At 62.9% G+C, this 26,953-nt stretch carries 24 protein-coding genes, 1 tRNA gene and 4 pseudogenes; 13 read left to right on the forward strand and 16 right to left on the reverse strand.

Annotation, left to right across the window (positions count from 1 at the left end):
* Window positions 1–256: 256 nt before the first annotated feature.
* The 6 genes from J2R80_RS42110 to J2R80_RS42135 form a co-directional block, all read right to left on the reverse strand.
* Window positions 257–1,255, reverse strand: coding sequence for a polyprenyl synthetase family protein (locus J2R80_RS42110; protein WP_253641110.1), 999 nt, complete (start codon window positions 1,253–1,255; stop codon window positions 257–259).
* A gap of 133 nt (window positions 1,256–1,388) precedes the next feature.
* The gene (locus tag J2R80_RS42115) at window positions 1,389–2,732 is read right to left on the reverse strand and encodes a cytochrome P450 (protein WP_253640894.1); all 1,344 of its coding nucleotides are present in this window, start codon (window positions 2,730–2,732) and stop codon (window positions 1,389–1,391) included.
* The gene (locus J2R80_RS42120; RefSeq protein ID WP_253641111.1) at window positions 2,732–3,577 is read right to left on the reverse strand and encodes an SDR family oxidoreductase; all 846 of its coding nucleotides are present in this window, start codon (window positions 3,575–3,577) and stop codon (window positions 2,732–2,734) included. The genes J2R80_RS42115 and J2R80_RS42120 overlap by 1 nt, the downstream gene beginning before the upstream one ends.
* Window positions 3,564–3,872: a ferredoxin gene (locus J2R80_RS42125; protein ID WP_076827908.1), complete on the reverse strand. Its 309-nt coding sequence runs from the start codon at window positions 3,870–3,872 to the stop codon at window positions 3,564–3,566. The genes J2R80_RS42120 and J2R80_RS42125 overlap by 14 nt, the downstream gene beginning before the upstream one ends.
* A gap of 1 nt (window position 3,873) precedes the next feature.
* Window positions 3,874–5,163: a cytochrome P450 gene (locus J2R80_RS42130; protein ID WP_253640895.1), complete on the reverse strand. Its 1,290-nt coding sequence runs from the start codon at window positions 5,161–5,163 to the stop codon at window positions 3,874–3,876.
* Between the two features lie 94 nt (window positions 5,164–5,257).
* Window positions 5,258–6,460, reverse strand: a complete 1,203-nt coding sequence (locus J2R80_RS42135) for a cytochrome P450 (RefSeq protein ID WP_253640896.1) — start codon at window positions 6,458–6,460, stop codon at window positions 5,258–5,260.
* A 726-nt stretch (window positions 6,461–7,186) separates the two neighbouring features.
* Here J2R80_RS42135 and J2R80_RS42140 point away from each other — a divergent pair.
* Both J2R80_RS42140 and J2R80_RS42145 read left to right on the forward strand, forming a co-directional pair.
* Window positions 7,187–7,318, forward strand: a pseudogene (locus J2R80_RS42140) (phospholipase effector Tle1 domain-containing protein); the annotation flags it as partial.
* Window positions 7,319–7,640: 322 nt separating this feature from the next.
* Window positions 7,641–7,917 (forward strand): annotated as a pseudogene (locus J2R80_RS42145) (hypothetical protein).
* Window positions 7,918–7,921: 4 nt separating this feature from the next.
* Here the strand turns inward: J2R80_RS42145 and J2R80_RS42150 are convergent.
* A complete protein-coding gene (locus tag J2R80_RS42150) occupies window positions 7,922–8,113 on the reverse strand; it encodes a DUF3606 domain-containing protein (RefSeq protein ID WP_253640897.1) in 192 nt (63 codons plus the stop codon).
* Between the two features lie 184 nt (window positions 8,114–8,297).
* Between J2R80_RS42150 and J2R80_RS42155 the strand changes: the two are divergent.
* A pseudogene (locus J2R80_RS42155) lies at window positions 8,298–8,425 on the forward strand (DNA ligase); the annotation flags it as partial.
* Between the two features lie 219 nt (window positions 8,426–8,644).
* On the opposite strand, the gene J2R80_RS42160 reads toward J2R80_RS42155, so the two are convergent.
* The 4 genes from J2R80_RS42160 to J2R80_RS42175 all read right to left on the reverse strand — a co-directional run bounded on the left by J2R80_RS42160 (window position 8,645) and on the right by J2R80_RS42175 (window position 11,859).
* Entirely contained in the window at window positions 8,645–8,827 is a 183-nt protein-coding gene (locus J2R80_RS42160) for a hypothetical protein (RefSeq protein ID WP_076827915.1), read from the reverse strand.
* A gap of 153 nt (window positions 8,828–8,980) precedes the next feature.
* The gene (locus J2R80_RS42165; RefSeq protein ID WP_253640898.1) at window positions 8,981–10,573 is read right to left on the reverse strand and encodes a methyl-accepting chemotaxis protein; all 1,593 of its coding nucleotides are present in this window, start codon (window positions 10,571–10,573) and stop codon (window positions 8,981–8,983) included.
* Window positions 10,542–10,952 carry a hypothetical protein gene (locus J2R80_RS42170; protein ID WP_253640899.1) on the reverse strand — a complete coding sequence of 137 codons (411 nt, stop codon included), beginning with the start codon at window positions 10,950–10,952 and terminating at the stop codon, window positions 10,542–10,544. Before J2R80_RS42170 ends, J2R80_RS42165 begins: the two co-directional genes overlap by 32 nt.
* A 700-nt stretch (window positions 10,953–11,652) precedes the next feature.
* Window positions 11,653–11,859 (reverse strand): hypothetical protein, encoded by a 207-nt coding sequence (locus J2R80_RS42175; protein WP_253640900.1) that lies wholly within the window; start codon window positions 11,857–11,859, stop codon window positions 11,653–11,655.
* 393 nt (window positions 11,860–12,252) lie between these two features.
* Here J2R80_RS42175 and J2R80_RS42180 point away from each other — a divergent pair, with 393 nt between their 5' ends.
* The gene (locus J2R80_RS42180; RefSeq protein ID WP_253640901.1) at window positions 12,253–12,585 is read left to right on the forward strand and encodes a hypothetical protein; all 333 of its coding nucleotides are present in this window, start codon (window positions 12,253–12,255) and stop codon (window positions 12,583–12,585) included.
* Window positions 12,586–13,296: 711 nt separating this feature from the next.
* Here the strand turns inward: J2R80_RS42180 and J2R80_RS42185 are convergent.
* On the reverse strand, window positions 13,297–13,563 hold the full coding sequence (locus J2R80_RS42185; protein ID WP_253624834.1) for a hypothetical protein: 267 nt from the start codon (window positions 13,561–13,563) through the stop codon (window positions 13,297–13,299).
* 9 nt (window positions 13,564–13,572) lie between these two features.
* Between J2R80_RS42185 and J2R80_RS42190 the strand changes: the two are divergent.
* A pseudogene (locus J2R80_RS42190) lies at window positions 13,573–14,025 on the forward strand (tyrosine-type recombinase/integrase); the annotation flags it as partial.
* A 189-nt stretch (window positions 14,026–14,214) separates the two neighbouring features.
* Here the strand turns inward: J2R80_RS42190 and J2R80_RS42195 are convergent.
* Window positions 14,215–14,289 (reverse strand) — tRNA-Glu (locus J2R80_RS42195).
* A gap of 585 nt (window positions 14,290–14,874) precedes the next feature.
* Here J2R80_RS42195 and J2R80_RS42200 point away from each other — a divergent pair.
* The 3 genes from J2R80_RS42200 to J2R80_RS42210 are packed head-to-tail and all read left to right on the forward strand — an operon-like array spanning window position 14,875 to window position 17,971.
* Complete coding sequence (locus J2R80_RS42200; protein WP_028333166.1) at window positions 14,875–15,327, forward strand: (2Fe-2S)-binding protein; 453 nt, start codon at window positions 14,875–14,877, stop codon at window positions 15,325–15,327.
* 1 nt (window position 15,328) lies between these two features.
* Complete coding sequence (locus tag J2R80_RS42205) at window positions 15,329–17,644, forward strand: molybdopterin cofactor-binding domain-containing protein (protein WP_225647995.1); 2,316 nt, start codon at window positions 15,329–15,331, stop codon at window positions 17,642–17,644.
* A 54-nt stretch (window positions 17,645–17,698) separates the two neighbouring features.
* Window positions 17,699–17,971 carry a hypothetical protein gene (locus tag J2R80_RS42210; protein ID WP_253640902.1) on the forward strand — a complete coding sequence of 91 codons (273 nt, stop codon included), beginning with the start codon at window positions 17,699–17,701 and terminating at the stop codon, window positions 17,969–17,971.
* Between the two features lie 178 nt (window positions 17,972–18,149).
* Here the strand turns inward: J2R80_RS42210 and J2R80_RS42215 are convergent, their stop codons facing one another.
* From J2R80_RS42215 to J2R80_RS42225, 3 genes are all read right to left on the reverse strand, one after another.
* A complete protein-coding gene (locus J2R80_RS42215; RefSeq protein ID WP_038387773.1) occupies window positions 18,150–19,880 on the reverse strand; it encodes a methanol/ethanol family PQQ-dependent dehydrogenase in 1,731 nt (576 codons plus the stop codon).
* A 67-nt stretch (window positions 19,881–19,947) separates the two neighbouring features.
* Complete coding sequence (locus tag J2R80_RS42220; RefSeq protein WP_057018048.1) at window positions 19,948–20,595, reverse strand: ubiquinol-cytochrome c reductase iron-sulfur subunit; 648 nt, start codon at window positions 20,593–20,595, stop codon at window positions 19,948–19,950.
* A 126-nt stretch (window positions 20,596–20,721) separates the two neighbouring features.
* Window positions 20,722–21,057: a hypothetical protein gene (locus J2R80_RS42225; RefSeq protein ID WP_028333161.1), complete on the reverse strand. Its 336-nt coding sequence runs from the start codon at window positions 21,055–21,057 to the stop codon at window positions 20,722–20,724.
* Window positions 21,058–21,078: 21 nt separating this feature from the next.
* Here J2R80_RS42225 and J2R80_RS42230 point away from each other — a divergent pair, with 21 nt between their 5' ends.
* The 5 genes from J2R80_RS42230 (at window position 21,079) to J2R80_RS42250 (ending at window position 26,509) form a co-directional block, all read left to right on the forward strand.
* Window positions 21,079–22,098, forward strand: a complete 1,020-nt coding sequence (locus J2R80_RS42230) for an RluA family pseudouridine synthase (RefSeq protein ID WP_244435987.1) — start codon at window positions 21,079–21,081, stop codon at window positions 22,096–22,098.
* Window positions 22,099–22,314: 216 nt separating this feature from the next.
* Window positions 22,315–23,211, forward strand: coding sequence for an RNA polymerase sigma factor RpoH (rpoH, locus tag J2R80_RS42235; RefSeq protein WP_024581019.1), 897 nt, complete (start codon window positions 22,315–22,317; stop codon window positions 23,209–23,211).
* 449 nt (window positions 23,212–23,660) lie between these two features.
* The gene (locus J2R80_RS42240; RefSeq protein WP_253640903.1) at window positions 23,661–24,068 is read left to right on the forward strand and encodes a hypothetical protein; all 408 of its coding nucleotides are present in this window, start codon (window positions 23,661–23,663) and stop codon (window positions 24,066–24,068) included.
* 430 nt (window positions 24,069–24,498) lie between these two features.
* Window positions 24,499–25,518: a hypothetical protein gene (locus J2R80_RS42245; protein ID WP_253640904.1), complete on the forward strand. Its 1,020-nt coding sequence runs from the start codon at window positions 24,499–24,501 to the stop codon at window positions 25,516–25,518.
* A 178-nt stretch (window positions 25,519–25,696) separates the two neighbouring features.
* A complete protein-coding gene (locus tag J2R80_RS42250; RefSeq protein WP_253640905.1) occupies window positions 25,697–26,509 on the forward strand; it encodes an aminoglycoside phosphotransferase family protein in 813 nt (270 codons plus the stop codon).
* The last annotated feature ends 444 nt before the right edge of the window (window positions 26,510–26,953 follow it).

The following is a 26,953-nucleotide window of genomic DNA, read 5'->3' on the forward strand; positions in this document are numbered from 1 at the left end:
GGCAAACGTCGCGCGCATGTCGCCGCAGGCCGTCGCATAGGCAGTGCCGGACGGCCGTCCCGCTCCCGCGCGGCGACCACCCCGATGCTGGCGCCGGCCCGCCGCATAGGCTTGCGGGCAGCGCGCCCGCGTGCGCCGCGGCCGTGCTGGGCAACCGCTGCGATCGGCGCCGGAGACTTCGCACATAGTGCAGCATGCACCGCTGCTGCCGGCCGATCGCAGCGGCACAGGAGCGTCTCCAAGCGGACGGGCACGCTCATGCGCATGGCGCGTGCTTGAACAGATACGCGTTGGCCCGCTGCAGGATTTGCGCCAACCGTTCTGCACGCGGTCCCAGCGGCGCGATGGCCTCCCCGGCATCGCGCAACAGATCCAGCGCGAACTGGCGCGCTGCCTGCAGTCCCATGATCGACGCGCAGGTCGGCTTCTTCGTCGCCGCGTCCTTGCCGGGGGTCTTGCCCAGCGTCGCGGCATCCGCTGTCACGTCGAGAATGTCGTCGATCACCTGCAACGCCAGGCCGAAACAGGCGCCGTAGCGATCGAGCGCACAGTACAGCGCAGCGTGCGCGGCATCCTCCGCGATGGCACATAGCGCGCCCATGCGAACGGATGCGCGCACTAGTGCTCCGCTCTTCATCCGGTACATCGTCACGATCCTGTCCAGCTCCACGTGCTTTCCGACCAGCGACAGATCGATGGCCTGCCCGCCTGCGGCCCCCTCGGCGGACACCGCCTGCGCCAGTTCGCGCACGAGCGCGATACGGTAGTCGCCCGGCGCATCCAAGCTCGCCAGGGTCAGGAAGGCGTGCGCCTGCAGCGCATCTCCGACCAGGATCGCAGTAGCTTCGCCGAACTTGACGTGCACGGTCGGTAGGCCGCGACGAAGCACGTCGTCGTCCATCGCGGGCAGATCGTCGTGGACCAGGGTACAAGCGTGCATCATCTCGATGGCGGCGCCGACGTCGTCGAGCATGTGCGCCGGCTTGTCGGCCAGTGCGCCGGCAGCCAGACAGAGCAAGGCGCGGGTGCGCTTCCCGCCATGCAAGGTGGCGTAGCGCATCGCCGTCATCAGCTCGGTCTCACCGTCACGTTCGGCGCAGAGAAGGCGCGCCAGCACCTGTTCGACCCGCTTTGCGCCGTCCTGCATCCAGATCTCGGGCAGCAGCCCGCCGGATGCGCTGCGCGCCTGTCCGCCCAATCCGCCGAGCGCGGAATCACCAGTTCTGTCGTCCTGGGGCGTGGAACCGGTCTGCATGCTGTTCATGTCCTTGTCCCTGACAGGCGAGCCGCCGAGGTGTTGTCCGATCGCACCGTGCGCGCGCGCCGAGTGCAGCAATGCCGCGCGTCGCTGGCACCGCTGCCTCGCCACAGGGGCATGCGGTGCCAGCTCATGAGAATCCGATGCGGATAGTCATGGACGGATGTGCGGTCGGGTAATAGCGCCGGCCTTTTTCGACGTCGCTCAACAACCGCGGCCGCACCCCGGCCTCGTGCATGGTCAGCGCCAAGGCGATGCAGAACTGCACCAGTTCCAGCCATGCCAGGTGGTAGCCCATGCAGACGTGTGGGCCGGTACCGAACTGCAGCATGTCCACCGGACGGATCGGCTCGGTGCGTTGCAGCCACCGCGCCAACCTAAACTGATCAGGCGCCTCGTGCAGCAGCGCCGAGGTCGAGAAATGCAGCAGCGGGATGCACAGATCGGTGCCCGCGGGAATGCGCCGTTGGCCGACTCGCAATTCACGCACTGCGCGACGCACCAGGAGCGGCGTCGCCGGATGCACGCGTAGCGTCTCGCGGAACAGCGCCTCGGCGACCGGACACTGCGCCAGATCCGCGTGCCGGGTCGGCACCGCACCCACGCGTTGCGCCTCCTCGACCAGGGCGTCCCACAGCCCAGGCTGCCGCGCCATCTCGATCACCATCCAGGCCATCGTCGAGGCGGTGGTGTCGTGACCACCAAGCAGCAGCAAGCGGATATTTGCGACCAGGACGTCATCGGAAAGCGCATCGTCACTGCGATCGAAGGCGCTCACCATGTCGTTGATCAACCCGGTGCGCGAGGCATGTTGGCGCGCGGCGCGGACGAACTCGCGCAACCGTGCATCGATCCAGTCGCGGGAGGCGCGGCCGCGCCGCAATGGCAGTCCGGGCAGGTCGACCGGGGGCGCGACGATCAGCTGCAGCAGTTGCCGGTACTTGCGATGCCATCCCGGCAGGTCCTGCGCGGGGATTCCCATGAGACTGAAGATGAGCTTGAGCATCAGATCGCCGGTTTCGCGCAGGATGGTTACGTCGCCGCGGTCGCGCCACCTCTGCACGCGCGCCCGGATGACGGGCGCGAACAGCTCGCCGATGCCGGCCTGGGTCAGTCCCTTGGGCAGAAGCGCCACCTGGATCGCATCGCGCGCCTGCCGGTGCGCGATGCCGTCCTGGGCAACCAACGTTCCGCCAAACAATTCGGGCGCGATGTCTTCGATCAGCGCCGAAGACACGTCCTTGTGCCGGAGCAGTGCGAGAGCGTCCGGATCCAGACTGGTCATCAGATGTCCGGCAGGGCCGAAATCCAGCCAGAAGTGGCTGCCCAGCGTCCGTTCCGCGCGCCGCAGCAGGCGCGGCAGGTCGCAGACGACGGCGGGAAGATGTCCGACCAAGGGGAAAGCGCCCGGCACGACCGGGATGTCGTGCCGCAGCCGATGCCGACGGTTCAGCGGGTTGAGCAACATGTCCATCAGCAGCCCCGCGACGCGTCCGCTTCGGCGGTCTTGCCGGAAGGCCGCGCGGCGCGGCTGTTGCCACCATCGGCGTACGTCGGCACATGCGCCAGCATGCCGCCGTCGATGCACACGACCTGGCCAGTAATGAACGCAGCATCGTCGGAGAGCAGGAACGCCACCAGCGCGGCCACGTCGTCGGGGCGGCCGACGCGCGGCAGGAGCTGGTGCCGGCGCAGATGCCATTGCGTGCACTCGTCCAGCTTGGCGAGGAGACGATCGGTCATGATGAGACCCGGCGCAACCGCGTTGCAGCGGATCTGCGCATGACCGTACTGGGTGGCGAGCGAGGCGGACAGCATGTTCATCGCCGCCTTCGACGCGGCGTAGGACGTCTGCGCGGTGTCACCGCTGAGCCCCTGGCACGACGACATGTTGACGATCGCGCCACCACCGCGGGCGATCATCCGTGGGATGGCCTGCCGGCAGCAGAGCAACGTGCCGCGCAGATTGGTCGCCATTGTCTGATCCCAGACCGCCAGGTCCAGGTCGAGGATCGCGCTGTCGCGCGGAGTCAGATGCATGGCGCTCGCGTTGTTCACCAGCAGGTCGACCCCACCGAAGTGTCGCTCCGCCGTTTCGAACAGCGCAGCCACCGCCTGCGCATCGGCGATGTCTGTGGCCGAGGCAAGCGCCCGGTCCGCCTCGGATGCAATTTGCGCGGTGCAGGCGGTGGCCGCCGAGCCATCAATGTCGGCGACCACCACCCTGCCTCCCTCGCGCGCGATAGCAAGGGCGCATGCCTTGCCGATGCCGGCGCCGGCACCGGTCACCACGGCCACCTTGTCTTCAAACCGTCCCATCGTGTCCTCCTGGATGGCGTTGGTCTCTTGCGGCATGCCGCTCGGCCTCCGGTGGAGAAGGCGGAGGGTCGGCGCTGCCGCGCTCGTCATCGCCAGCGTCGCTTTCGATGACCCGAATGGCGGCGACTGGGCACTGGCTCGCCGCCAGCCTCACGGCGGCGTGCAGCGCCTGCGGGACCGTCGCCACGCATACTTCGGCCACGCCGTCCGATTCGCGCTGGCGAAAGGTGCCCGGCAGCGTCAGCACGCACTGCCCGCTGGTTCCGCACAGATCCTGGTCGACCACGACGCGCATCTCAGCTCCGCTGCGCATGCAGCCGCACCGGCAGCGCGCGGAACGTCCGAAGGAACGCGGAGGGCTCCCGGGTCGGCTGCCCGGCCAACGCCAGCGCGGGGAAACGGGCCTGGATCCGCGGCAGGCTCTCGGCCAATTGCACCCGGGCCAGTTGCGCACCGAGGCAGAAGTGAATGCCGTGGCCGAAGCTCAGCATGATCTGCCCGTCGGTCGACATACCTGGACTGGTGCCGTAGAACCGCGCCGGATCGAAGCGATCGGGATCGACGAAGGCGTCCGGGTCGCGATTGCCGGACGCGATCAGCACGCGCACGTCCGCGTTCTTCGGGATCACCACGCCGCCCAGTTCGATGTCGCGCTGGGCGATACGCGGAATGGAGCTGAACATCGCGGGCGCGTCGCAGCGCAGGACTTCTTCGACGAACGCCTTCACCCCCACGGCGTCTCCCTGCAGCCAGTGCCTCTGTTGGGGATACGCCAACATCGCCAGGACCGCATGGTCGATGGTGGCAGCAGTGGTGGCGAAGCCGCCGAGCAGCATGCCCCACAACATGCTGATCAACTCCGCATCCGACAGCGTGTCGGCATCATCGTCGTGTGCGCCGACGAGCATCGACACGATGTCGTGGCGGGGATCGGTGCGCTTGCACTGTATGAGGCCGCCGAAATAGGCCTTCACTCTGGCACTGGCCGCGTCCGCCGCGGCGAGCTGGGGATCGCTGGCGTGCGGGCTCAGGCCTTCCAGAATGGCGCCGATGCCGACGGCGAGCCCGAACATGTCGTCCTGGGGCATGCCAAACAGTTCAGCGAAGACCAGCATGGGCAAGACCAGCGCGAATTCCCGATGCAGGTCCACGGCCTCCCCGCGCTCCAGTGCGGGCGCCATGCTGTCCAGGCGCGCGGCGACGATGCGCGCGATGCTCGGCCGCAGGTCGTCGATCTGGCGCATGGTGAAATCGCGCGAGATCAGCCGGCGCAGACGCGTATGCGCCGGTGGGTTCTTCATCGCCAGCGTGGACGCCAGCAGATTGAGCGACAGGCTGGTCGCCGCATGCGGAAAATAGCGCGCCAGCTCGCCCGGCGCCGGTCCCAGAAACGCATCGCCCGTGGCCTTGAGCGCCCAGTAAATGTCGGCGTGGCGGCTCAACAGAAAGAGGCCCGACGCCGCACGATGCACCGGATCGGTCTCGCGCAACCACCGCATGAACGGATATGGGTCGTGGATGCACGCTGGCGACGCCAGTTCGGCGAAAGCATCCGGGCATGCTGCCGTGGTTTCTTGCACGTCCATCCTGATTACCTGTCGGCGGCTTGATCTGACCGGCGCGCCCCAGGCGCGCCGGCAAATTGCGGAGAGGATCGCGATCAGCGTTGGCGTCCGTGCATCACCAGAGCACCGGCAATTCCTCGAAGCCGCCAGTAATGATCTCCTTGCGCAACTTCAGTTCTTCAGGCGCCACGGCCAGACGCAGCGCGGGAAAGCGCTGGAAGATCGAACCGAACACCGCCTTGAGTTCCAGCCTGGCTAGCGCCCCGCCGATGCAGGAGTGCGGCCCGTAGGAGAACGCCAGGTGCGGCTCTTCCTGGCGTTCGATATCGAAGATTTCCGGGTCATCGAAATGGCCCGGATCGAACGACGTCGCCGGCAGGCCGACCAACACTTTGCTCTCCGCGGGAATATCCACGCCCGCGATGGTCACGTCGGTCCTCGGATAGCGCATGATGCCGTCCCAGCCCGCGCCCGGCGGGTACATGCGCAGGATTTCCTCCACCGCCATGTCCACCAGGGATGGATCGCCGACCAGGCGTTCGCGCTGTTGCGGATGGCGGAACATGGCCAGCAGGCCGAATTCGATCTGCGCGACGGAGCTCTCGTGCCCCGCCACCAGCATGCCCGCCGCAAGGCCGACCGCCTCTTCCTCGGTCGCCTTGCCCTGGTCGACCGCCGCGAGCAGATCCGTCAGCAGGTTGTTGCCCGGAGCCTGGCGCTTGTCGCGCATCGTGCCGCGCATATAGGCGCGCAGTTCTTCCCAAGCCCGGCGCGACGCACTGCGCGGGCCGCTTTCATGCTGGTGCGTCATCACCTCGTCGGACAGCCGGGCGAAAAAAGCGTGATCCTCGTAGAGCACGCCCATCAGCGCGCTGATGACCATGGCCGGAAGCGGAAAGGAGAGGTGGCGCCTCAGGTCGGCGGGCTGAGGCTGGGCCGCTAGTTTCTCAAACAACTGCGCGGCGATCGCTTCGACCTGCTGCGCGAGCAGCTTCACCCGGCGGTCGCTGAAGGCCGGCGCCACGATCGTGCGTAACCGGGCATGCTCGCCCCCCTCGTGCGAGACCAGCCAGCCCGGCGAACCGAGAATCACCGAATCCGGGGTGAACGCCGCCGGCGGCATTCCCGCGGGCCGGAACGCCGCGTCGGACAGCACTGCCTTGGCCTCGTCATAGCCTGTGACCCACCAGCCTTCGTGTCCGGACGGGAAGCGCACGCGGTGGATCGGACCGTTGGCGCGTAGCGCCAACATCTCCGGCGAAGGCTCGATGTGATCGACGCGCCACATCGGCAGCGTCGGCAAGGATTGTTCGGACATGGTGGCACATCACTCTCTAAGCGATGAAAGGCGGAAGGCGACCGATAGGAGCCGCAGGCAGCGAAGACGGCAGATAGACGACAGCCTCCGCGACGTTGGTCCGCACCAGATCCCCCATCCGCACGAGTGGCGCGAAGAAGGCCCATCGCAATTCCAGGCGTCCCAGCGCACGCTCAGGCAGAAGGGCGGCCCCTAGCCGAACGGCAGGTGCGGGTTGTGCCGCCGCATGACATCGAACCTGTCGGCATCGCCAAAGATCGACTGACCGTAGGGATTGGTGAAGGAGCCTCGAGGTACCCGCCACCAACTAGCCCGCCAATTTAGCCTGCGGAGCAGTCGCACTTTTCCGGTGGCAGTTTCGCTGGCTCCCAAAAGAAGAACTCTAGATCGCATCCAACCCTTCCCTGCATTTCTCGGTCCACTACCGAGCGCCAAGTCATGCCACAGCAAACCGTCGGAACGGACCAAACGCGAACGGCGACGCGCGCCGTGTCCGTCCCGAAGATCATCGCACCGCGATTGGTGATGATGCCGTGAACAGAGCAAATCGCGTGCCGAGTTGAGTTCGCAGGCTCAGCAGGCACTTCGTAGCGCGCGGATGTCAGGTTTCTGGCATTGAGTCTCAATGCCGACAACGGCGAAGCAAGTGCCCGACAAAGGCCTGCTCTCGCGCTGAATGTGCCGGGCGGCCTTGGACGGATTTCAAGCAACCGGATTGGCTGTGGAATGTGGTTCGCAGGAAACCACTTCGATGTCGGCGGTAGCTATCCCGAAAATGAAACCCGCCTCTCCGACATCTCGCTGAGTTGGATGGCGCATGCGGCCGAGACCTTTCCGGACCGCAAGGGACCCGACGGATTCGGCATCAAGGTACACGATAGATTTCTGAAGCTGAATGCGGATCGCTTGGTCCCTGGCACGACGAGCGCGAACTCGGTCACATTTGACTGCAAGTCAGGGGCCGTCCATCCCAACACGAGAGCGCGGTGCGGCTCTGCCTGCACGCGCAAAGACCTAAGCGCACGTGATGCAGGTCATTCTACAAGAACCGCCCGGCATCTTTCACAGGGATCTCGGAATTGGGGAAACCTTGTCCTCTGCTTACTGGGAATCCAGCCTTGTGCGAGGAGCCGGAACAGATGGCGGACCACAGGATTCGTCGTATTCGGAGCCTACTTCAATGCTGATGACTACTGAACGAAGGCCGACAATACGGACGCTGCGCGGATGGGAGATCCACGTGCTCCGGGAAGCGGGCGCCATCAGCGAGTGCGAGGAGCACGGTTGGATGCAGGACCGCGCCGATCCGCGTGCACGAGAGCGGGCCTTTCAATATCGCCCGTCGAGACCCGCCAATAGGCGCATCCGCTGGTGCAGCGGAAGCCGCTGTTCGCGACGTGCTGGACTCGATTGGAGACACCTGTCCAGAATGCCCCAACGAGGATGACCGGCACTAAGCGTCTACGCCAATTCGTCTCTGACTCTGCGGCCTAACTGTTTCTCCATCCGCTTGCGCGCGTCGCCGACCTTTTTGACGGCCTTCTTCACCACCGGTGCCGACTTTCCGGTCTTCTTCGCCTCGTACTGCACTTCGTAGTCCTGCCCGCCTGCCACCCGCGGCCGGTCCTGCTTCGTTCGCGCGCCGTGTCGCATTCTTCGCTGCCGCCATCGGTGCCTCCTGTTGTGACATTGAAAGCACTGCGACAGGGATGCGCAGGTTCCGGCACGATTCGAACTGTGCCAATTTGAATCGGCTGCAACGTGGAGTTCTTCCTGTGCCGTTTCAGCGTAAAGCCAATAGCTACCGGCGGCCGACGGGACGACCGACTTCTCGGTCCTGCAGAACGAGCTCAAGGGCAAATCGAAGAGCATCGTCCTCGTAGCGTTCGATCTGCTCTATCTGAACAGCCCCGCGACATCCGACTCCTGCTCTTTCAGCGCAAAGCCGAACTTAAGAAGATCCTAATAGCGGTACCCGGGAACGGGCAGTGATAGCCACGCCGGCATACGCCATGACGGCGGGCCCCTTTCCCGAGTGCCCCCGGCGAGGAGCTTCATGAGTCCTTGCGCGAGGGATCGAACCCGCATGGCCGAAACGCTGCGCGGCTCGGTTCAGGAGAGCCCGTTGCGGCATCGGCCGCACGCGCCAAGCGGAAGAAGTGACCCGGGCTTGAATCTGAGGGTCTAGATTTCCTCACGCGCATGCGTCTGCGCGTCATAGATCCTGACCCGAAGCTTGGGAAAGCGTCTCTTCAGTTCTTCTCCGCCAGCCCTGGCGCCCTCTTTCGTTGCAAACTCAGTTTTTAACAGGCCATCGACTTCGATCGCGAAGCCTGAAGTCGGCATCTTGCGGGCGGTAGCAACCATCTTGTTTCGTCTCATATTGGATTTTGCGCACAAACTGCTTAGCCTGAGTCGGCGAGAAGCCGCCAGTCACAACGGCCATTGTGACCACCAAGTGGCGCCTGTCTGCAATTCGCATGCTGGTCTGGATGCTTTTCGGTCTACGCCTCCCCCAAGCTAGGCCGCCTGGATTCTAGCGAGGAAGTCGTCCAGCTCGCGCTTCAGCCGAGTACCTTCCTCAGAAAGCAGTTCGCCCGCCGAAGCCTCCTCGGTCAGCTTTGCGCCCTTAGTGACCTCACCGGCGCTTGTCGCCACCAGCGTCGTCCTGGCTGCGGCTTCCTGCACATTGAGTGCGATGCTTTGGCTGGTCGTCTCCTGCTTTCCGATGGCCTCCACCACGGTCCCCGCAATCTCCGAGATGCGTCCGATGAGGCCGCCAATTTCGGCAATAGTTCCGACCGAATCACGTGTCGCAGCCTGTATTCCGCCGATGTGTTCGCTGATCTCAGCGGTGGCATGGGCGGTCTGTGTCGCGAGAGATTTCACTTCCTGTGCAACGATCGCGAATCCCCTGCCGAAGCCTCCGGCGCGTGCAGCCTCGATAGTGGCGTTCAGCGCGAGCAGATTTGTCTGCCGCGCGATCGCGGCGATCAGCTGAACGACGCCGCCTATCCGCTCCGCCGCGACCGCCAAACCGGATATTCGCTGGTCGCTCAGTTGCGCCATACGGACCGCTTCGTGCGACATACTGGCCACCTGGTCAACCTGCCGGCCGATGGTGGCGATCGTTCCCGCCATTTCGCCGGTAGCCTCAGCGAGGCGCTGAACGTTGGCGGAGGTCTCCCCCGATGAAGATGCGACCTCGACGGAGAGTTGCCTGCCGCGATCGGCCGCGCCGGTAAGGCTGCGCGCGGACGCTTCGAGCTCTGATGATGCGGATGAGACGGCGCCGATAATCTGACCCACGGCGCTTTCGAACTCACCGGCGAGCCGCGCGATATCGGCCTTACGCCGTTCGGCAGCGACACGATCCAGTTCGGCGCTCGCATCGAGCTCGGCCCGCGCCCTCTGGCGGGCTTTCAGCTTGAACATTTCGACCGATTCGGCCATCTCGCCGAGCTCGTCCTTTCGGCCAAGTCCTGGCAAAATCACGTCAAACCGCCCCTCGCCGAGCTGGCGCATGGCCGCCGTCATCGAAGCCACTGTTTCGGCGATGCGCTGGCCGAACAGCACTGCGGTGAGCCCCACAAGAACCGTTGAAAGTCCAATCACCCAGATGAGCGTCTGCCGGATCTCTTCAGCATGGACTTCAGCAACCTGCGAACGCGCGCCGGCCGAAGCCATGATCTTCACGAGCGCCGGACGGACACGGTCGTAGATGTGTCCAAGATCGTCCACTTGGTCATTCAGCGCTTGCTGCGTGACCATGAACGCAACGAAACTCAACTTGTATGCGCGGATCAGGTCGAGGATCTGGGATTTCGCCTCCTCTGGCAGGTTGGCTTGAGCAAGCGCGGTCTCGAATATCGCCTCTTGATCGACCAGTTGATCGCCATATTTGTCCTCGCCGCGCAGGATGAAATCCTTCTCGTGCCGGCGCATCATCAACATCAAGGTCGTGAGGCGCGGCTGGCTCAGCTCTTTCAGCCGTTGCTCGACGTCGTGAACGGCATTGCGCAGCTTGCCTTGAAATCCCTCATTCTCATTGAAGCCGAGATTGCGTTGGGCGGAGACAATGTTATGAAAGCGCGTTGCGTAGAGACCGATCACCGAGCGCAGGGACGTCACCTGCTTTGAGCGGGTCGTTATCGGGCAACATCGTCGCAAATGTTTCAACGTAACCGAGGTCTGAAAGCTGCCGTTCATAATTCTCGGCATGGTTCTTGATCAAGACATCACTTGGTTTGCGGATGAAGTCGTTTGCGATTTGTCGCGACTCCAGGAAGCTCTGTGACAAGGATGCGATATGATCCTTCAATTTGTTGCTGTCGTTTGATTCGCTCTGAACAAGACGCGCGTAAGTCAGTGCGCCGGCGCAGATAACGCCGGTGACAAGGCCCCCTGATATCCCGAGCAGCGCCATTTGGCTGCGCAACCCGATGCGGAAACGCTTCGATGGCTTGCCGTTCCTTGTCACAACATCTCTCATGTTACCCCTTGAATGAGTTCGTGCCCCGGTGGCCGTGTTGGTTAACACGGCGCCGACAGACGTTGGCCAGTATTGGCTGAACGGGAGTTGTTGACCTGGTTCGTTCGGTCGATGTTGACCGGCTCAATAGGTCAGATTGATTTCGAAATCCTGAACTTGCACTGTACCTGCTGGTCGGCGTGAACGACGAGCACTCTCCGGCGATTGCAACAGCATGCCCGCAAGGTGGGACTCGTCGATCGCTTTTGCAGAAAAGATGCGAGCCTTGCGCGAAATTCGCCGTCAACCGGCGTGAGACATCGATATCGCTATAACCGCTCGCGCAATTGGGGGCCGTAATAAGATCCAACTGGCTGCGGGCTGGATACTTCCGGTCGAATCATCGTGATAATCATCTTCGGTTGATGTTGACGTGCGTCATTGGCACTTGGCGATAATACGCCCTTTCGTTGCACGGAGATTTCTGCGACGCACTGCACCGCTCAGTACATACAATCGTGCGCAATGGACAAAGATGGGGAGTAGATAGTGCGTTGGTTGTTTGCAAGTAACGCGGCAGGCGCCTATGGACGGGCGCGCCGAGCGAGCCTGCGTCCGCAATCACGCCAAGCAGACGCCGGATTTCACGCCGCGTGGACATGTCCGCGTTCTGCAGCGGTTTGAGCAGCGCCGCGGCGCGGTCGCCATTTGATCCATAGCCTCAGAATTGCTGATCGGTTTGATGTTTGTCGACGTAGAACCCGAGCCACTTCACAAGCCATTTTGTCCGCTGCTTTGTGTCGAAGCGCTCTGCGAAACGCAGGAGCGCAAGAGCTGCCGACGGGGAGTAGGCCGTGGCAGTGACCCAGCCGTCGATGGCGGGCAAGATCGCGTCAAGGTGAGGCCAATCAGGAGGAATCGGCGACATATATGCTCCGACGAAACCTGCAGCTGCGGCTCCCCTGCCAAGATCATCGAGGTCGGACCTGTAATCATGCGCTCGAAGATGTAATTGGCAGGCGGCTGCCGCACTGCCCAAAATCTGGCATCTGGCGCGCGCCCGCTCTGAACGAACTCGGTCGCGATGGCATCGAGGTAGTCCCCGATGAGATCATCACCGGTAGCGATGTTGATCCACCGCCGGCGGCCAGGCGTCCTGTCGCGTTTGCCACAGCGTGCACCACTTCGTACCCTCATGGGCGATGCGAAGTACCAGGCTGACAACAAAACCTACTCGCCTGCAGAGGGCTGCGGTTCGCTTGCACCATCGCCTGGTGAAGATTCATCCGTTTCTTAAGACAACGGAAGGCATGCCCGCATCATGGCGGCTACGGTTCTGGACCGTGTCTACAACGCAAAGCCGATTGATTGGGCGGGCGGGCAGGATCTTCAAAAAATGAATGAACGCCGAACGGCATATATCGCTCCGCTTAAGGCAGCGGACAAGGACGATATCAATCCGTTACTGGAATTTGTAGGCGTGATGAACGCTCCGTCGAATGCAGTACGAGGACACGAGCAAGAAAGCCAACTGTGGCTTCAGCCACAAAATCCAAAACAACGCGGAAAAGACGCGATCCGATCATCCATGGCGCTCCATCCAAACGGCGTCGACCAAGAGTCCTTGCGGAAGAGTCACTTCGAGGTGGTTTAGCTTTCTGTTCGCTTGCTTAGCCACACCTGGCTCAAGGTTTGAAATCTGCCAATTTACGCAGTCAAGCTAAGTAAAAATGCGTAAACGTAAACTCCTCCGGGCCATCGACGAGAATTTTGAGGCTGAACACGCATTGTCCCGTGCAACCATCCGATTTGTGCGCCGCTGCACGCATGGGCTTCCGAATCGGACCGCGTGCCCTTGTTTGGACGAGCCAAGCATGTTGCGATGCACAGATCGGCGGAATGGATCGCCTAGCATAGGGCATCGCGATGCCACGGCAAACAGCGCTACCGCCATCACTTGCACCACGGCTCATCAGTCGCGAAGCCGCCGCCGCTTACGTCTGCGTGTCACCCAACACGTTTGATGAGATGGTGAAAAACGGCCAAATGCCCCGAGCACGATTGCTCGGGGAGCGGCGTCGGGCTTGGGATGTCCGTCAACTAGACATCGCCATTGATGAACTGCCTTCCGATGGCAATAATACTCGCGTTGATGACACGTGGAATGATGTCGATGCCCCGCAAGCTGCCGCCTTACGTCGAGCGTAATCACGTCAAGGGCCATACCTATCTATCGTTTCGTCGTGGCAAAGGACCCCGCTCTCGTTTGCCGAATGATCCCACGAGCGAAGAATTTATGGTGGCGTACCAAGCCGCGTTGCTAGGCCAATTTGTACCGGTCCGAAATCGGTTTGTGCCGGCCGCGTCAGGCACTATCGCGGCGCTCATTGCTTCCTACATGAAGAGCGCCGAATACATTGGCCTCCGTGACACAAGCAAGACGGGCTACATTGGCCGTCTTGAGACGCTCCGGATCGAACACGGTCATCGCACAATCGCCGGGCTCTCGCGCGAGCGAATCGTCACCGGCATTCTTCAACCCTATGCGAATCGCCCAGGTGCGGCACTCGATACACTGAAGAAGCTTCGGATACTGATCCGTCACGCGATCAATATCGGATGGCTGAAGCATGATCCGTCATTGGGTATCAAACGGCCGAAGATCAAGAAAATTCGGTCGTGGACCGACGACGAAATTGAGCAATTCAAAGAATGCTGGCCGCTCGGCACCAAACAGCGCACTGCGTTTCACCTGTTCCTCAATCTGGGCCAGCGTCGCTCCGACGTAGTCAGGATGGCGCAGACGCACATCACGCCAGAACGCAAGATCAGGATAAGGCAACAGAAGACCGGGCGCGAGCTTCTCATCCCGTTGCATCGGGACACCGTCGAGGCGCTCGACGCATATGACATGCAACGCGTCGTGATCATTACTACTGCTTATGGCAAGTCCTTCACCGTTGATGGTTTCAGTGGATGGATGCGCGACGCTATCTCGAAGGCCGGACTGCCTCTCGATTGCAAGCCGCATGGTCTACGGAAAGCCGCCGGACGTTTGCTCGCCGAAGCCGGCGCAACGGCGAAGATGATCATGTCTGTCCTCGGACACACGACGCTAGCTGAAGCTGAGCGCTATACGGAGGAGGCTGATCAGGCGGCCCTCGCTGAAGACGCGGTGATCAAGCTTGAAGGACACAACGCGAACAGGATTCCCCAAACCACTTCCGCGAGTTTGGGGAAAAAGCCGAAAATGAAAGGGAAATCAAGCCGAAAGGTGTCAGGCTGGCGCTCCCTAGGGGAATCGAACCCCTGTTTCAGCCTTGAGAGGGCCGCGTCCTAACCGCTAGACGAAGGGAGCGTTGAGAGGCAAGGCAATAGCCTTGAAATCCGGCCGCCGCAAGATGCCTTGTGCATTGCGGCGGGGATTTTGTCACGCATGCTTTACGAACGCCCCCGGGGGCATCCGGCGCCATAGCGCTGGATTCCAGGTTCATCGCCGCGCGATGCCCTCAGGTGTGCAATCGCGCACCCGGGAAGACGAGGCCGGGCGAGATGCCGCGCGTGCCTTTGCCGAGCGCGTCGCACCTGCACGCTGCAGTGGCACCGCCCGCGCGATCGCATGATGGCCACCCTGAGATGTCATGTCGTCGTCGTGCACGGCCCTGCTTTCGCCAAATGGCAATGCAAAACACTTGGCTGTGAAGTCACCCGGCGTCCGTCTCTGCTAACATCGCAGCCCTTCACCATGCTTCGCCCCGCACGGCGCCGGACAAGCGAGAGGAGTGCTTGGAACAAAGCGCAAGCGCTTGACGGCCTTGGCGCACGGCAGATTTGGCTCACGAATATCTTGGCACAACAAACATCAGCGCGGTCGCAGGCCATGGAAGACGTTCCGCACCTCGCGCCGCACAGGTCAATAGCTTAAGCAGAGCGAGGACAGACCATGATCAAACTAAAAATCAACGGCCAGGAACAGAATTGGGACGGCGACCCGGATCTTTCGCTGCTCTGGTATCTCCGTGACGAAGCAGGCCTCACGGGCACCAAGTTCGGCTGCGGCCAGGCGCTGTGCGGCGCCTGCACCGTGATCGTCGACAAGGAGGCGGTTCGCGCCTGCATCACCTCGGTGTCCGACGTCGTCGGCCGCGAGGTCACCACCATCGAGGGGCTGCATCCGACCGGCGACCATCCGGTGCAGAAGGCCTGGCGCCAGGTCAACGTGCCGCAGTGCGGCTACTGCCAGGCCGGCCAGATCATGCAGGCCGCGGCGCTGCTGGACCAGAACCCGAAGCCCAGCCACGACCAGATCCGCGAAGCCATGGCGGGCAATATCTGCCGCTGCGGCTGCTACCAGCGGATCGAGAATGCCGTCCATCTCGCATCGACGGGGGTGTGACATGAATATCCGCACCAATCCCAGCAAGCTTCGCGGCTTCGAGAAGCACGTGAAGGTCGAGAACGTTTCGCGCCGCAGCATCCTCAAGGGGCTCGGCATCGCCGGCTCTTTCGTGCTCGCCGCGCCCGTGATGACGCGCCAGGCGTTCGCCTATGAAACCGGCGCCGGCAAGATGCCGCACGGCGTCGTGGTCGACCCGCGCGTGTTCGTCGCGATCGCCCCCGACGGCATCGTCACCATCCTGGCGCACCGCTCCGAGATGGGCACCGGCGTCCGCACCAGCCTGCCCTTGATCGTCGCCGAGGAAATGGAGGCCGACTGGTCGCGCGTCCATGTCCAACAGGCGCATGGCGACGAGGTCAAGTTCGGCAACCAGGACACCGACGGCTCGCGCAGCACGCGGCATTATCTGATCCCGATGCGCCAGATCGGCGCCTCGGCGCGCTCGATGCTGGAAGCTGCCGCCGCCAAGAAATGGGGCGTGCCGGTCACCGAGGTGAAGGCGCAGAACCACGAGGTGGTGCACAGCGCGAGCGGCCGCAAGGCAGGCTTCGGCGAACTCGCGGCCGACGCCGCAAAGGAGTCGGTGCCGAGCGTCGAGGGCCTCAAGCTGAAGGACCCCAAGGACTTCCGCTATCTCGGCAAAGGCCAGGTCTCGATCGTCGACCTGCACGACATCACCACCGGCAAGGCGAATTACGGCGCCGATGTCCGGCTGCCCGGCCTGAAATACGCCGTCATCGCGCGTCCGCCGGTCACCGGCGGCAAGCTCAAGTCGTTCGACGACAGCGCGGCCAAGAAGGTGCCGGGCGTCGAGAAGGTGATGGAGGTCAAGGGCTGGCCGTGGCCGTCCAAGTTCCAGCCGCTCGGCGGCGTGGCCGTGATCGCGCGCAACACCGGCGCCGCAATCAAGGGCCGCGACGCGCTGAAGATCGTCTGGGACGACGGCGCCAACGCCAAATACGACTCCGTCACCTATCGTGCCTCGCTCGAGGAAGCCGCGCGCAAACCCGGCCTCGTGGTGCGCAAGGAAGGCGACGCCGATGCGGCCCTGAAGACCGCCGATAAGGTGATCACGGGCGAATATTATTTGCCGCATCTCGCCCATGTCAGCATGGAGCCGCCGGTCGCGGTGGCCGACGTCAAGGGCGACAAGGCCACGATCTGGGCGCCGGTGCAGAGCCCCGGCGGCACCCGCGAGGATGTCGCCAAGACGCTTGGCATCCCCGAGGACAATGTCACCGTCAACGTGACGCTGCTCGGCGGCGGCTTCGGCCGCAAGTCGAAATGCGACTTCGCGCTCGAGGCGGCATTGCTGTCGAAGGAGCTCGGCGCGCCGGTCAAGGTGCAGTGGACCCGTGAGGACGACGTGCATCACGACTTCCTGCACACCGTCTCGGTGGAACGGATCGAGGCCGGTCTCGACAAGAGCGGCAAGGTGATTGCGTGGCGGCACCGCAGCGTGGCGCCAACCATCGCCTCGACCTTCGCCGCCGGCGCCAATCACGAGGCGCCGTTCGAGCTCGGCATGGGCCTGATCGACAACCCGTTCGAGATCGCCAACCTGCAGTGCGAGAATCCGGAAGCGGCCGCGTTCACGCGGATCGGCTGGTTCCGCTCGGTCTCCAACATCCCGCGCGCCTTCGCGGTGCAATCCATGGTCGGGGAAATCGCGCATGCGACGGGCCGCGACCAGAAGGAGATGCTGCTGGAGCTGATCGGAAGCCCGCGGATCGTCAACCTGTCCTCGGTGAAGGATCCCTGGAACTACGGCGAGCCCTATGACAGCTACCCGATCGACACCGCGCGCTTGCGCAAGGTGGTCGAGCTGGTCGCCGAGAAGGGCGAGTGGGGCCGCAAGGTGCCGAAGGGCCACGGCCTCGGCATCGCGGTGCACCGCTCGTTCGTCAGCTACATCGCGACCATCGTCGAGGTGGCGGTCGACGACAAGGGCAAGTTCTCGGTGCCGCGGGTCGACACCGCGATCGATTGCGGCACCTATGTCAATCCGGAACGGATCCACTCGCAGATCGAGGGTGCCGCGATCATGGGGCTGAGTCTGGCCAAATACGGCGAGATCAGCTTCAAGGACGGCAAGGTGCAGCAGGGCAATTTCGACGACTTCCCGGTGATCCGGATGGACGAGTCGCCTGTGATCACCAACGTCTACATCGTGCCGCCCGGCGCGGACACCCCGCCGAGCGGCGTCGGCGAGCCCGGCGTGCCGCCGTTCGCGCCGGCATTGATCAACGCGATCTTTGCCGCGACCGGAAAGCGCATCCGCGCCCTTCCGATCGGCAAGCAGCTGGAGACCTGAAGCTGGAACGTCGGACGAGATAGGTCGTTCTCATCGATCCACTGGAGCAGATCGATGAGAACCCCACCTCAAACATTCGGGACGCTCGCGGCAACCCTGTCCGCGGGCGTCTTGCTTTTTGCGACACAGACGGCGCTTGCCCAGACCGCCTCGCCGCCGAACGCAACGGCGACCCGTCCGGCGCGGGTGCTGCCCGACCAGACGTCGGTTCCGAGCAGCGGCCCGCCATCGACCACCGGCCAGACCACCGGCGAGGCAAGCCGCGACCCCACGATCAAGCAGATGAACGACGACGAGAAGCGGAAGGTCGATACCAAGGGCAAATAAAGCAAGCGCGGACCGGGAAGCGGCGGTCTCCCCATCCGCCGCTTCCCGATCGCATCGCCCCCTATAGGTGAGAAGCGTTTTCGAACGGAACGAACACCGTTTCGCTTGGAGAAAACGCGTCATAACAAGCCGAGCTTCGGTCCTGATTCAATCAGGACCGAAGCTCGGATCACGTGGCTTACTTCTTGTCGAGCGCGAACACCCAGATCACGCCGCCTTGCGGGACGTTGTTCTCGAAGCCCTTGACCTTGCCGGCCAGAGCATCCTGGATGCGTTGCGCGTCGACGCCCCAACCCGACTGGACCGCGATGTATTGCGTTCCGTCGACCTCATAGGACATCGGCATCGCCATGATGCCGGAGTTGGTCTTCTGCTCCCACAACAGCTCGCCGGTCTTGGCGTTGAAGATGCGGAACATCCGGTCGTTGGTGCCGCCGGCGAGAACCAGATCGCCCGCGGTCGCCGTCACCGAGCCGAACAGCTGCGAGGTCTTGAAGTCGTGCTGCCAGACCTTCTTGCCGGTGGCCGGATCCCACGCCTGCAACTCGCCGAAATGATCGGCGTTCGGTGCCGGCGTCAGTCCGATGTCCTCCGGCTTGGTGCCGAGCCAGAGCTGGCCGGGTACCAGCGGCTGCTTCTCGCCCGTGAAGCCGCCGCAGAAGTTCTCGTTGGCGGGAACGTAGACGAGCTTGGTGCTCTGGCTGTACGCCGCCGACGGCCAATCCTTGCCGCCCCACAGCGACGGGCAGAACTCGACCCGCTTGCCGATCACCGGCTTGTGCTCGGGATCGACGATCGGCCGACCGGTCTCGGCCTCGATGCCCTTCCAGACATTGGTCTTCACGAACGGCCAGCCGGACACGTAGTTGATCTTGTCGGGCTTGTTCTCGAGCACCCAGAAGATGGCGTCGCGTCCCGGGTGGATCAGGCTCTTGAACGAACGTCCGTCACGCTGCAGGTCGACCAGCATCGGCGCATCGACCTCGTCCCAGTCCCAGGAATCGTTCTGGTGATACTGGAAGTGCTTCTTGATCTTGCCGGTCTCGGGATCGAGACCGATCACCGAGCTGGTGTAGAGGTTGTCGCCGGCGTGAGCCGAGCCCGGCCACGGCGCAGCGTTGCCGACGCCCCAGAGGATCGTCTTGTTGTCCTTGTCGTAGGTGCCGGTCATCCAGGCCGATCCACCGCCCGACTTCCAGTCGTCGCCACTCCAGGTCTCGTGCCCGGGCTCGCCTTCGCCGGGGATGGTGAAGGTGCGCCAGAGCTCCTTGCCGCTCTCGGCATCGTAGGCGACGACATAGCCGCGCACGCCGAATTCGCCGCCGGAGCCGCCGACGATCACCTTGCCGTCGACCACCAGCGGCATCAGCGTCAGATACTGACCCTTCTTGTAGTCCTGGACCTTGGTGTCCCAGACCACCTTGCCGGTCTTGGCATCGAGCGCGACGACATGGTCGTCGGTGGTGGCGAAGTAGACCTTGTCCTGCCACAGGCCGACGCCACGGCTGGTCGGGTGCAGCTGGAACAGATCGTCGGGAAGCTGCCGCTTGTAGCGCCAGTACTCCTCGCCGGTCTTGGCGTTGAGCGCGATCACCTGCCCCATCGGGGTCGCGGCAAACATCACGCCGTTGTTGACGATCGGCGGCGCCTCATGGCCCTCGATGACCCCGGTCGAGAAGGTCCAGACCGGCTTGAGGTCCTTGACGTTGGAGGTGTTGATCTGGTTGAGCGGACTATACCCCTGTCCGTCGTAGGTCCGGCGATACAGCATCCAGTTGCCGGGTTCGGGATTTTCGAGACGCGCCGAGGTCACCGAACTGTAGTTTTCGATCGGCCCCGCGACGGCATAGGTCGAAATGAGGCACGTGAATGCGACACAACTCGACAGTAACCACTGCTTGCTTGTCATGAGATGCTACCTCCCTGCTCTGTTTTGATTTTTTCAGTTTAGGTCATGCAGAAATCCCGATGTGGCCTCATCCTCCCTGCTGAGCACCCACCTTTCCGACGAATGGCGCTGCGACCGTGATCGCGCCGTCGGCAACCGTCAGCGGCAATGCCGCGAGGCGACGTGGCGCCGGCCCGAACACGACCTGCGCATTCTGCCGCGGATCGTATTCGGAGTTGTGACAGAGGCATTTCAGAACGCTCTTGTCGCCCTGCTCTTCCTTCAACCAGGCAGTGATCGGACATCCGGCATGCGTGCAGATGACCGAGTAGCAGACGATGCCGTCAGGGGCGCGGGCGCGCGTGGCATCGTCGAGTTCGGCGGGATCGAGCTTGACCAGCACGACCTCGTTCAGCCGCGAGCCCTTGCGAACGACCGAGGTGTTCGGGTCCTGCGGCCAGGCGCGAATAGGCGGGCCGCCCAAGGTCAGATCTTCCGACTTGATGACCTGGCCCGCCTTGTCGCCCTCGGCGCGCACGAGCCGATCCGCTTTTTGCGGCCGCTCATTGGCGCCGGGCTGTTCGTCATCATCGGCGGCCGCAGGCTCGATCGCGGCGAGGCAGGCGCAGCCTGCGAGCGCGGTCAACACCGCGCGGCGCGTCTGGTCGGCGCACGAGCCCGACAGATCGGACTCACCAGACTGTTCGATGGAAGCGCTCGGGTTGGATCGCGACATGGCGCAAGCTGAACGTGCAACTCGGCCGAAAAGATGGCGGCACACCTTCTCGATGCGCGAACGCATGCGCAAAAAATACGCTGCAGCTTTCGGTTGATCGACCGCGCGGCTTCGCGATTGCTGCGATCAGGGTTCGTTGACGAAGCTCAGCCTGCCGACAGGTTTCAGCGTCTTTGCATCAAATGTGCGAATCTCTGTTGCACCGCCCACGTCAAGCGTGAGGACCAATCGTTCGCCGGCGACACCGGTGGCGACGATGCGCGCGCCTTTCGGCAGCGCAGCAGTGACGTCGGAAACGGAAACGGGGCTTCCCTCGCTGCGATAAAGGCGGTAGCCGATGGCAATCAATACGACGGCCACGGCCAGTGCCGAGGTCAGGCCCGCGATCAGCATCATGCGCCGCACCCGCGCGATCAGCGCGGCCTGGTCGGGGGTCGGTTCGGTCACAGCGGTGTCGGTCATCACAAGGCTCTATCTTTGCAAGTGTCTTCGCAACAAGTCTCTTCGAATGGCGGTCGGAAGCTGGAGGTCGTCGTCGCCGGCGACGAGGGCTCGGCCCGGCTCGACCGCGTGCTCGCGCAGCGCAGTCCCGAGCTGTCCCGGTCCCGGCTGAAGGCGCTGATCCTCGCCGGTTCCGTGACCGTCAAGGACGCCGTCGTCCGCGACCCCGCTTATCATGTCGCCAAGGGCGATACGATCATAATCGACGTGCCGGAGGCCGCGCCCGCCGAGCCGCAGGGCGAGGACATCGCGCTCGATATCGTGTTCGAGGACGACGACATCATCGTCATCGACAAGCCGAGGGGCCTCGTCGTGCATCCCGCCGCCGGCCACGCCAGCGGAACGCTGGTCAACGCGCTGATCGCCCATTGCGGCTCGAGCCTGTCCGGCATCGGCGGGGTCAAGCGGCCGGGCATCGTGCACCGCCTCGACAAGGACACCACGGGGCTGATGGTGGTCGCCAAAAACGACCACGCCCACCAGTCGCTGACCGCGCAGTTCGCCGACCATGGCCGCACCGGGCCGATGGAGCGCGGCTACATGGCGTTCGTCTGGGGCGTGCCGAACCGGCCCCACGGCACGATCGACGCGCCGATCGATCGTCACCCGCACGCCCGCGAGAAGATGGCGGTGCGCCAGGGCGGCCGCGAGGCGATCACGCATTTCGAGGTGCTCTCGAGCTTCGCCGGCCGCGACGGCAAGCCGGTCGCCTCGCTGCTGGCGTGCCGGCTCGAGACCGGGCGGACCCATCAGATCAGGGTGCACCTCGCCCATCTCGGCCATCCCCTGCTCGGCGACAGCGTTTACGGCGCCCACTTCAAGACCAAGGCCGGGCAGCTCGGCGCGGAAGGTAAGGACACACTCACTGCGCTGGGCCGGCAGGCCCTGCACGCCTATCTGCTGGCATTGGAGCACCCCCGGACCGGAGAACTTTTGCACTGGGAGGCGCCTTTGCCGGAGGATTTGCTTCTTCTGCAACGGGCGCTGGAAGCGGCGGTATGACGCACCCCTCCCGGAAAAGCCGCGTTATGACAATAGGTTATACCTGCCACACGGGGACGTGACGTCAGCAATCCTTCCCTATCACGGACAGTTTGGTGTATGTTGCACCTGCGCTGAATATCCAGCGCGGAACATCGCAGCATGGCCGGCTTTAACCCAGCGGCCACCTGCCGGGCCCGCCGCTATCGGGGGCCTGAACCACTGGAGGGCGCTCAAATGGCCCGTACAGCTACGTTGCCGGTCCTCAATGGAGAATCCGGCCTCTCTCGATACCTCGCCGAGATCCGCAAGTTCCCGATGCTGGAACCCCAGCAGGAGTACATGCTCGCCAAGCGTTGGCGCGAGCATGACGATCGCGACGCGGCGCATAAGCTCGTCACCAGCCATCTCAGGCTCGTGGCCAAGATCGCCATGGGCTATCGCGGCTACGGCTTGCCGATTTCCGAGGTCGTCTCGGAAGGCAATGTCGGCCTGATGCAGGCGGTGAAGCGATTCGAGCCGGAGAAGGGCTTCCGTCTCGCCACTTACGCCATGTGGTGGATCAAGGCGTCAATACAAGAGTACATTCTGCGTTCCTGGTCGCTCGTGAAGATGGGCACCACCGCGAACCAGAAGAAGCTCTTCTTCAACCTGCGCAAGGCGAAGAGCAAGATCTCCGCCCTGGAAGAGGGTGATCTCCACCCCGACCAGGTCAAGCTGATTGCCAAGCGCCTCGGCGTGACCGATCAGGACGTGATCGACATGAACCGCCGCCTCGGCGGTGACGCGTCGCTCAACGCCCCGATCCGCGACGACGGCGAAGCCGGCGAATGGCAGGACTGGCTGGTCGACAACTCGCCCAACGCCGAAGCCCTGATGGCCGAGAGCGAGGAGTTCGATCATCGCCGCCAGGCCCTGAACGGTGCGATCGGCGTGCTCAACCCGCGCGAACGCCGCATCTTCGAGGCGCGGCGTCTGGCGGATGAGCCGATGACGCTGGAAGACCTCGCCGCCGAGTTCGGCGTGTCGCGCGAGCGCGTGCGGCAGATCGAGGTCCGCGCGTTCGAGAAGGTGCAGTCGGCCGTGAAGGGCACAATTGCCCGGCAGGAAGCCGCGCTCGAAGCCGCGCACTGATCGCGCAGCAGCGAGCCAACAGACACGAAAGCCGGCGGCAACGCCGGCTTTTTTGTTGTTTGCAAAGTGGTGCTCGGCACGCACCTCGATCCGGGGCGTGTAGCCATCAATCCGCCTGCCGACGAATGTCCGCATCAGCCTCGGGTGCGGACTCGCGAGGCGCATTCGGTCATGCCGGCTAAGGGGCCAGTTTCGGACCTTCCCGACAGGCTGCAGTGTCTTCGTGCAACGCCACCTGTTCCCCGGATGCGTCAGGTGCCGTAGAATGTCGTGGCCCTTGAAGCGGGACGTGCCGAAATCACCGTCCGGGCAAACGAGCAGCACAGGTGCTATCGGCAGGCACACGCTCTCCTAGAGGCCGTTCTTTTTTCGGTTTCGCACCACCGTTCACCACGAACTTTGCGCGCTGCATTTGCGGCCGCTCGTTCGGTAACGTCGGGAGAAAAGCGATGAGGAAGGTCGATCGAAGGTCCGCACTGGGAATCGCGTTGGCAGCGGTTTCGACTGCCATGATCAAGCCCGCCAAGGCTCAAGCCACGGGCTACAAGGATGCGGCACCTTGGCCAGGTGTCGTGGTGCGTGAATATGAAGGCGAGACACCATCCCTGATCCCAGGATTTAAGACGGTCTCAATGCGCGATGTCATGATGCAGCCGGGATCGAAGACCATGGGCCCCCCGATGATGAATGCCATGATCTGCCATATCACCGAAGGGGAGCTTCGGCTTGAGCAGGACGGAAAGACCTTTACGGGCAAGAAGAATTTTGTCTGGACCTGTAACAAGGAAACAAAAGAGCAGGCGTACAATGATGGGAATGTGGTCGCGATCATGCGGATCACGGACCTGAAGGCCTGAGGCTCTTTTTCTTCGCAAGAGATAGCAAGAGATAGATTGCAGGAGCGGATGGCGCACGCGACGACGCCATCCGCGTGCAGGACCGCTTCGGGTCAGAAGGCGATATCCGTGAACTTGGATCGGGTTTCCGCTTCGTCCCCGAAAGCAGGCGTTCTGGATTTTGATGGAGTACGCGGCCCTAATCGCCCACTGCCGCGCTTCGCCGCGACATCGCGATGAAACCCGAGCCGCCCACGCTCATTCCACCGAAAACCACGGAGTGTCCTATGGCTTCGCCTTCACCGACTTCGACGGCACCTTCAAGTAGCCGCCGGGAATCCGAGGGCGACGATGAACCGGCATAAACTCCAAAGCGACCCATTGATACGCGGATATTTCAATCCGGGTCCTACCCGTTCCGCATCGGTCTCTCCGTTGGGAGATAGTCAACATGGCATCACCTGGAAAAATCCAGGAGTACGGATCTCAGGCACCGGATACGATTGCGGCGAAGTTATTCAACTTCGAAGTCGGCAAGTTCGCCATAAAGCCGGAACATTCCAATTGGCTGATCAGTGTCGTCGCTCCAAAATTGAGGAGCGGAGGAAGCCTTACAATTATCGGACTTGCGAGTCGTACCGGCAGCGACGATTTCAACATGGAATTGTCGCATAACAGGCTGCGGTCCGTAATCGATCTGCTTCGCAAGCAAGTGCCCAACAATTTCAAAGTTGCGCTCGAGGTGGCGAAAGGGGAACGCGCGGCCAAGTATGCAGGTGAAATGGATGGGGTGGAAAACGAAGCCTGGCGTGGTGTGATCATCTCGGTTTGGAATAAGCCAAATCCACCGCCGCCGCCGCCACCACCGCCGCCTCAACCGAAACCTCAATTTTATCCGGAGGAACGCAAGTTCTTCAAACGTTGGCTTGGCTTCGGCGTCAAGTCTGGCGGACAGTTGTTGATCGGCGGCATCGAGAGCACGACCGCGTACGTCGTGAACCTGGGAGATTTGGAGACCTTTGATCTCCAGATTATTAGCAGCCGGTGGGGACTGGGTCTTGGAGGCAGCGGAGGGGCGGTTGCTGTTATCGGCTTTGGTTTCAGCGTTCCATATGAGTTGCACCGTGAACCCCTGAATGACTGGGGCGTCAATGTCGCATTTACCGAAAAGCTGATCTCGAAATCGGCACTACAATCGATCCATAACAGCAAGTACTTCATCGATGGCTTGAAAAACGGCAGGTACGTGGCACCCGCGCTGAATACGCGTAACACCTTTACGGCTATTGGCTTACTTCAAAACGTGAGAAATGCACTCCACACGCTGTACGGAGGATTCGAGGCAGCCAAGGGCTCGGGCGTCATTGTGCTCGACTTGCCGTTTTTAGGTGTGGGACTTGAATTGTCCGCTTTCCTGACGCGAGGAACCATGTACGTCTCGAATCCTTCCCATTGGATTGAACCGAGCTGAAGGCTCGGACGAGACTCGCCAAAGCCTTGCCGCTACCGAGGGACTTCCGGTTCACCTCGAAGACCCGGCGTTCTCGATGGTCACGCAGGCCGTCAGCGATGGTGTCCGGCGGCCCCGCGACGGGAGGGGTTCCTTTTTGCTCGCCGCCGGTGTTTGCTCTGCACGGCGGAGAACGGGCATGCAGGGATCGCTGGGGGAAAAGATCGGTGAAGGCGCCTACTCCGAAGCCTACGCCTGGGCGCCGGGGCGAGTCGTCAAACTGTTCAAGCCCGGCTTGCCGCGGCGGATGCCCTGGTTCGAGGTGCACATGATCCGCGCCGTCCACGCCGCCGGCGCTCCGGTGCCGGAGGTGTTCGGAGAGGTGACCCTGGACGGGCGCTTCGGCATCGTGCTGCAGCGCCTCGACGGACCGACCCTGCTGCAGCTAACCCGAACCGGCGCGGTGACGTTCGAACAGGCCGGCGCGATCGTCGCGGCTCTCGCCATGTCCATTCACAAGACGCCCCTGCCGCCGGAGGTCCTCTCCATGCGCGAGTATATGGAGGCTCAGTTGGAGCACGACGACGGCAAGCTACCGAAGCACATCGCCACTGAAATCCTCGCGCTGATCGATCGCCTGCCGCCGGGCGACGGGCTCTGCCATACCGACCTGAGCCCCGGTAACGTGATCATGACAGCGGAAGGCCCAAAGCTGGTCGACTGGGTCAGCGCGATGCGCGGGCCCGCCGTCCTCGAGCTTGGGTTCTTGCGCGTGATCCTGTCCGAGCTCGGGCCGGAAGTCGCCGACAATCCGGAGCGGCCGCGCGCGACCAATGCGGCGGCGCAATCCGAATATGCCCGGCTCAACGGCATGTCTCTCGCGGATCTAACGGCGGCAATGGAGCCGTATTTGCCCATCGTCCGCACCTTCGCCGTTCTCGGCAACGCGGTGCCTTCGCTGCGGGAGCGGCTGATCCAGCGCATCGAAGCGACTCTGCGCTCGGAAGACTGAATGGTGACCTCTCCGCACGCTTCACAGCGCTCCGTCGCAATTCATCGAACTGGGTTAATTGCCTGGCGTTTTCGAACCTTGCCTGGGCCTCTGAGAGGGTACTGTCGATGGCGAGTCCCAGTCAATCATTTTCAAGCAAATGAGGAGTTCGACATAGCTTTGTACTTGCCCTGACCCTGCCATGAGTTCGCAACTTTCTCGCGGTCCCGCCGGGGCAGTTAGCCAGATCGAGTTTAGCTGCTGCCGCGCAACCGCCTCGTCACTCACGCACTTGCTCGCGTCCTGGGGAAGTCCCGACGCTTTATCGTCAACGGAAACGTCCGCGCAAAGCGACTTGATGTCGAAGTTGGGAACACTGTCTGAAATTTGTACGGGCGGCTGACCAACGAGCGATAATGCCAAGAGCGCTGCCCTCATGAGATCTCCCTCCCCGTCCGGTGCGCC

This window comes from Bradyrhizobium sp. USDA 4541 (genome assembly GCF_024171085.1).
GTDB lineage: Bacteria > Pseudomonadota > Alphaproteobacteria > Rhizobiales > Xanthobacteraceae > Bradyrhizobium > Bradyrhizobium australafricanum.

Excerpts from the sequence above, each read along its gene's own strand:
- J2R80_RS42110 (WP_253641110.1), bottom strand. The coding sequence starts at position 1,255 with ATGCAGACCGGTTCCACGCCCCAGGACGACAGAACTGGTGATTCCGCG.
- J2R80_RS42115 (WP_253640894.1), bottom strand. The coding sequence starts at position 2,732 with ATGGACATGTTGCTCAACCCGCTGAACCGTCGGCATCGGCTGCGGCAC.
- J2R80_RS42120 (WP_253641111.1), bottom strand. The coding sequence starts at position 3,577 with ATGGGACGGTTTGAAGACAAGGTGGCCGTGGTGACCGGTGCCGGCGCC.
- J2R80_RS42125 (WP_076827908.1), bottom strand. The coding sequence starts at position 3,872 with ATGCGCGTCGTGGTCGACCAGGATCTGTGCGGAACCAGCGGGCAGTGC.
- J2R80_RS42130 (WP_253640895.1), bottom strand. The coding sequence starts at position 5,163 with ATGGACGTGCAAGAAACCACGGCAGCATGCCCGGATGCTTTCGCCGAA.
- J2R80_RS42135 (WP_253640896.1), bottom strand. The coding sequence starts at position 6,460 with ATGTCCGAACAATCCTTGCCGACGCTGCCGATGTGGCGCGTCGATCAC.
- J2R80_RS42150 (WP_253640897.1), bottom strand. The coding sequence starts at position 8,113 with ATGCGACACGGCGCGCGAACGAAGCAGGACCGGCCGCGGGTGGCAGGC.
- J2R80_RS42160 (WP_076827915.1), bottom strand. The coding sequence starts at position 8,827 with ATGGTTGCTACCGCCCGCAAGATGCCGACTTCAGGCTTCGCGATCGAA.
- J2R80_RS42170 (WP_253640899.1), bottom strand. The coding sequence starts at position 10,952 with ATGAGAGATGTTGTGACAAGGAACGGCAAGCCATCGAAGCGTTTCCGC.
- J2R80_RS42175 (WP_253640900.1), bottom strand. The coding sequence starts at position 11,859 with ATGTCGCCGATTCCTCCTGATTGGCCTCACCTTGACGCGATCTTGCCC.
- J2R80_RS42180 (WP_253640901.1), top strand. The coding sequence starts at position 12,253 with ATGGCGGCTACGGTTCTGGACCGTGTCTACAACGCAAAGCCGATTGAT.
- J2R80_RS42185 (WP_253624834.1), bottom strand. The coding sequence starts at position 13,563 with ATGCTTCAGCCATCCGATATTGATCGCGTGACGGATCAGTATCCGAAG.
- J2R80_RS42200 (WP_028333166.1), top strand. The coding sequence starts at position 14,875 with ATGATCAAACTAAAAATCAACGGCCAGGAACAGAATTGGGACGGCGAC.
- J2R80_RS42205 (WP_225647995.1), top strand. The coding sequence starts at position 15,329 with ATGAATATCCGCACCAATCCCAGCAAGCTTCGCGGCTTCGAGAAGCAC.
- J2R80_RS42210 (WP_253640902.1), top strand. The coding sequence starts at position 17,699 with ATGAGAACCCCACCTCAAACATTCGGGACGCTCGCGGCAACCCTGTCC.
- J2R80_RS42215 (WP_038387773.1), bottom strand. The coding sequence starts at position 19,880 with ATGACAAGCAAGCAGTGGTTACTGTCGAGTTGTGTCGCATTCACGTGC.
- J2R80_RS42220 (WP_057018048.1), bottom strand. The coding sequence starts at position 20,595 with ATGTCGCGATCCAACCCGAGCGCTTCCATCGAACAGTCTGGTGAGTCC.
- J2R80_RS42225 (WP_028333161.1), bottom strand. The coding sequence starts at position 21,057 with ATGACCGACACCGCTGTGACCGAACCGACCCCCGACCAGGCCGCGCTG.
- rpoH (WP_024581019.1), top strand. The coding sequence starts at position 22,315 with ATGGCCCGTACAGCTACGTTGCCGGTCCTCAATGGAGAATCCGGCCTC.
- J2R80_RS42240 (WP_253640903.1), top strand. The coding sequence starts at position 23,661 with ATGAGGAAGGTCGATCGAAGGTCCGCACTGGGAATCGCGTTGGCAGCG.
- J2R80_RS42245 (WP_253640904.1), top strand. The coding sequence starts at position 24,499 with ATGGCATCACCTGGAAAAATCCAGGAGTACGGATCTCAGGCACCGGAT.
- J2R80_RS42250 (WP_253640905.1), top strand. The coding sequence starts at position 25,697 with ATGCAGGGATCGCTGGGGGAAAAGATCGGTGAAGGCGCCTACTCCGAA.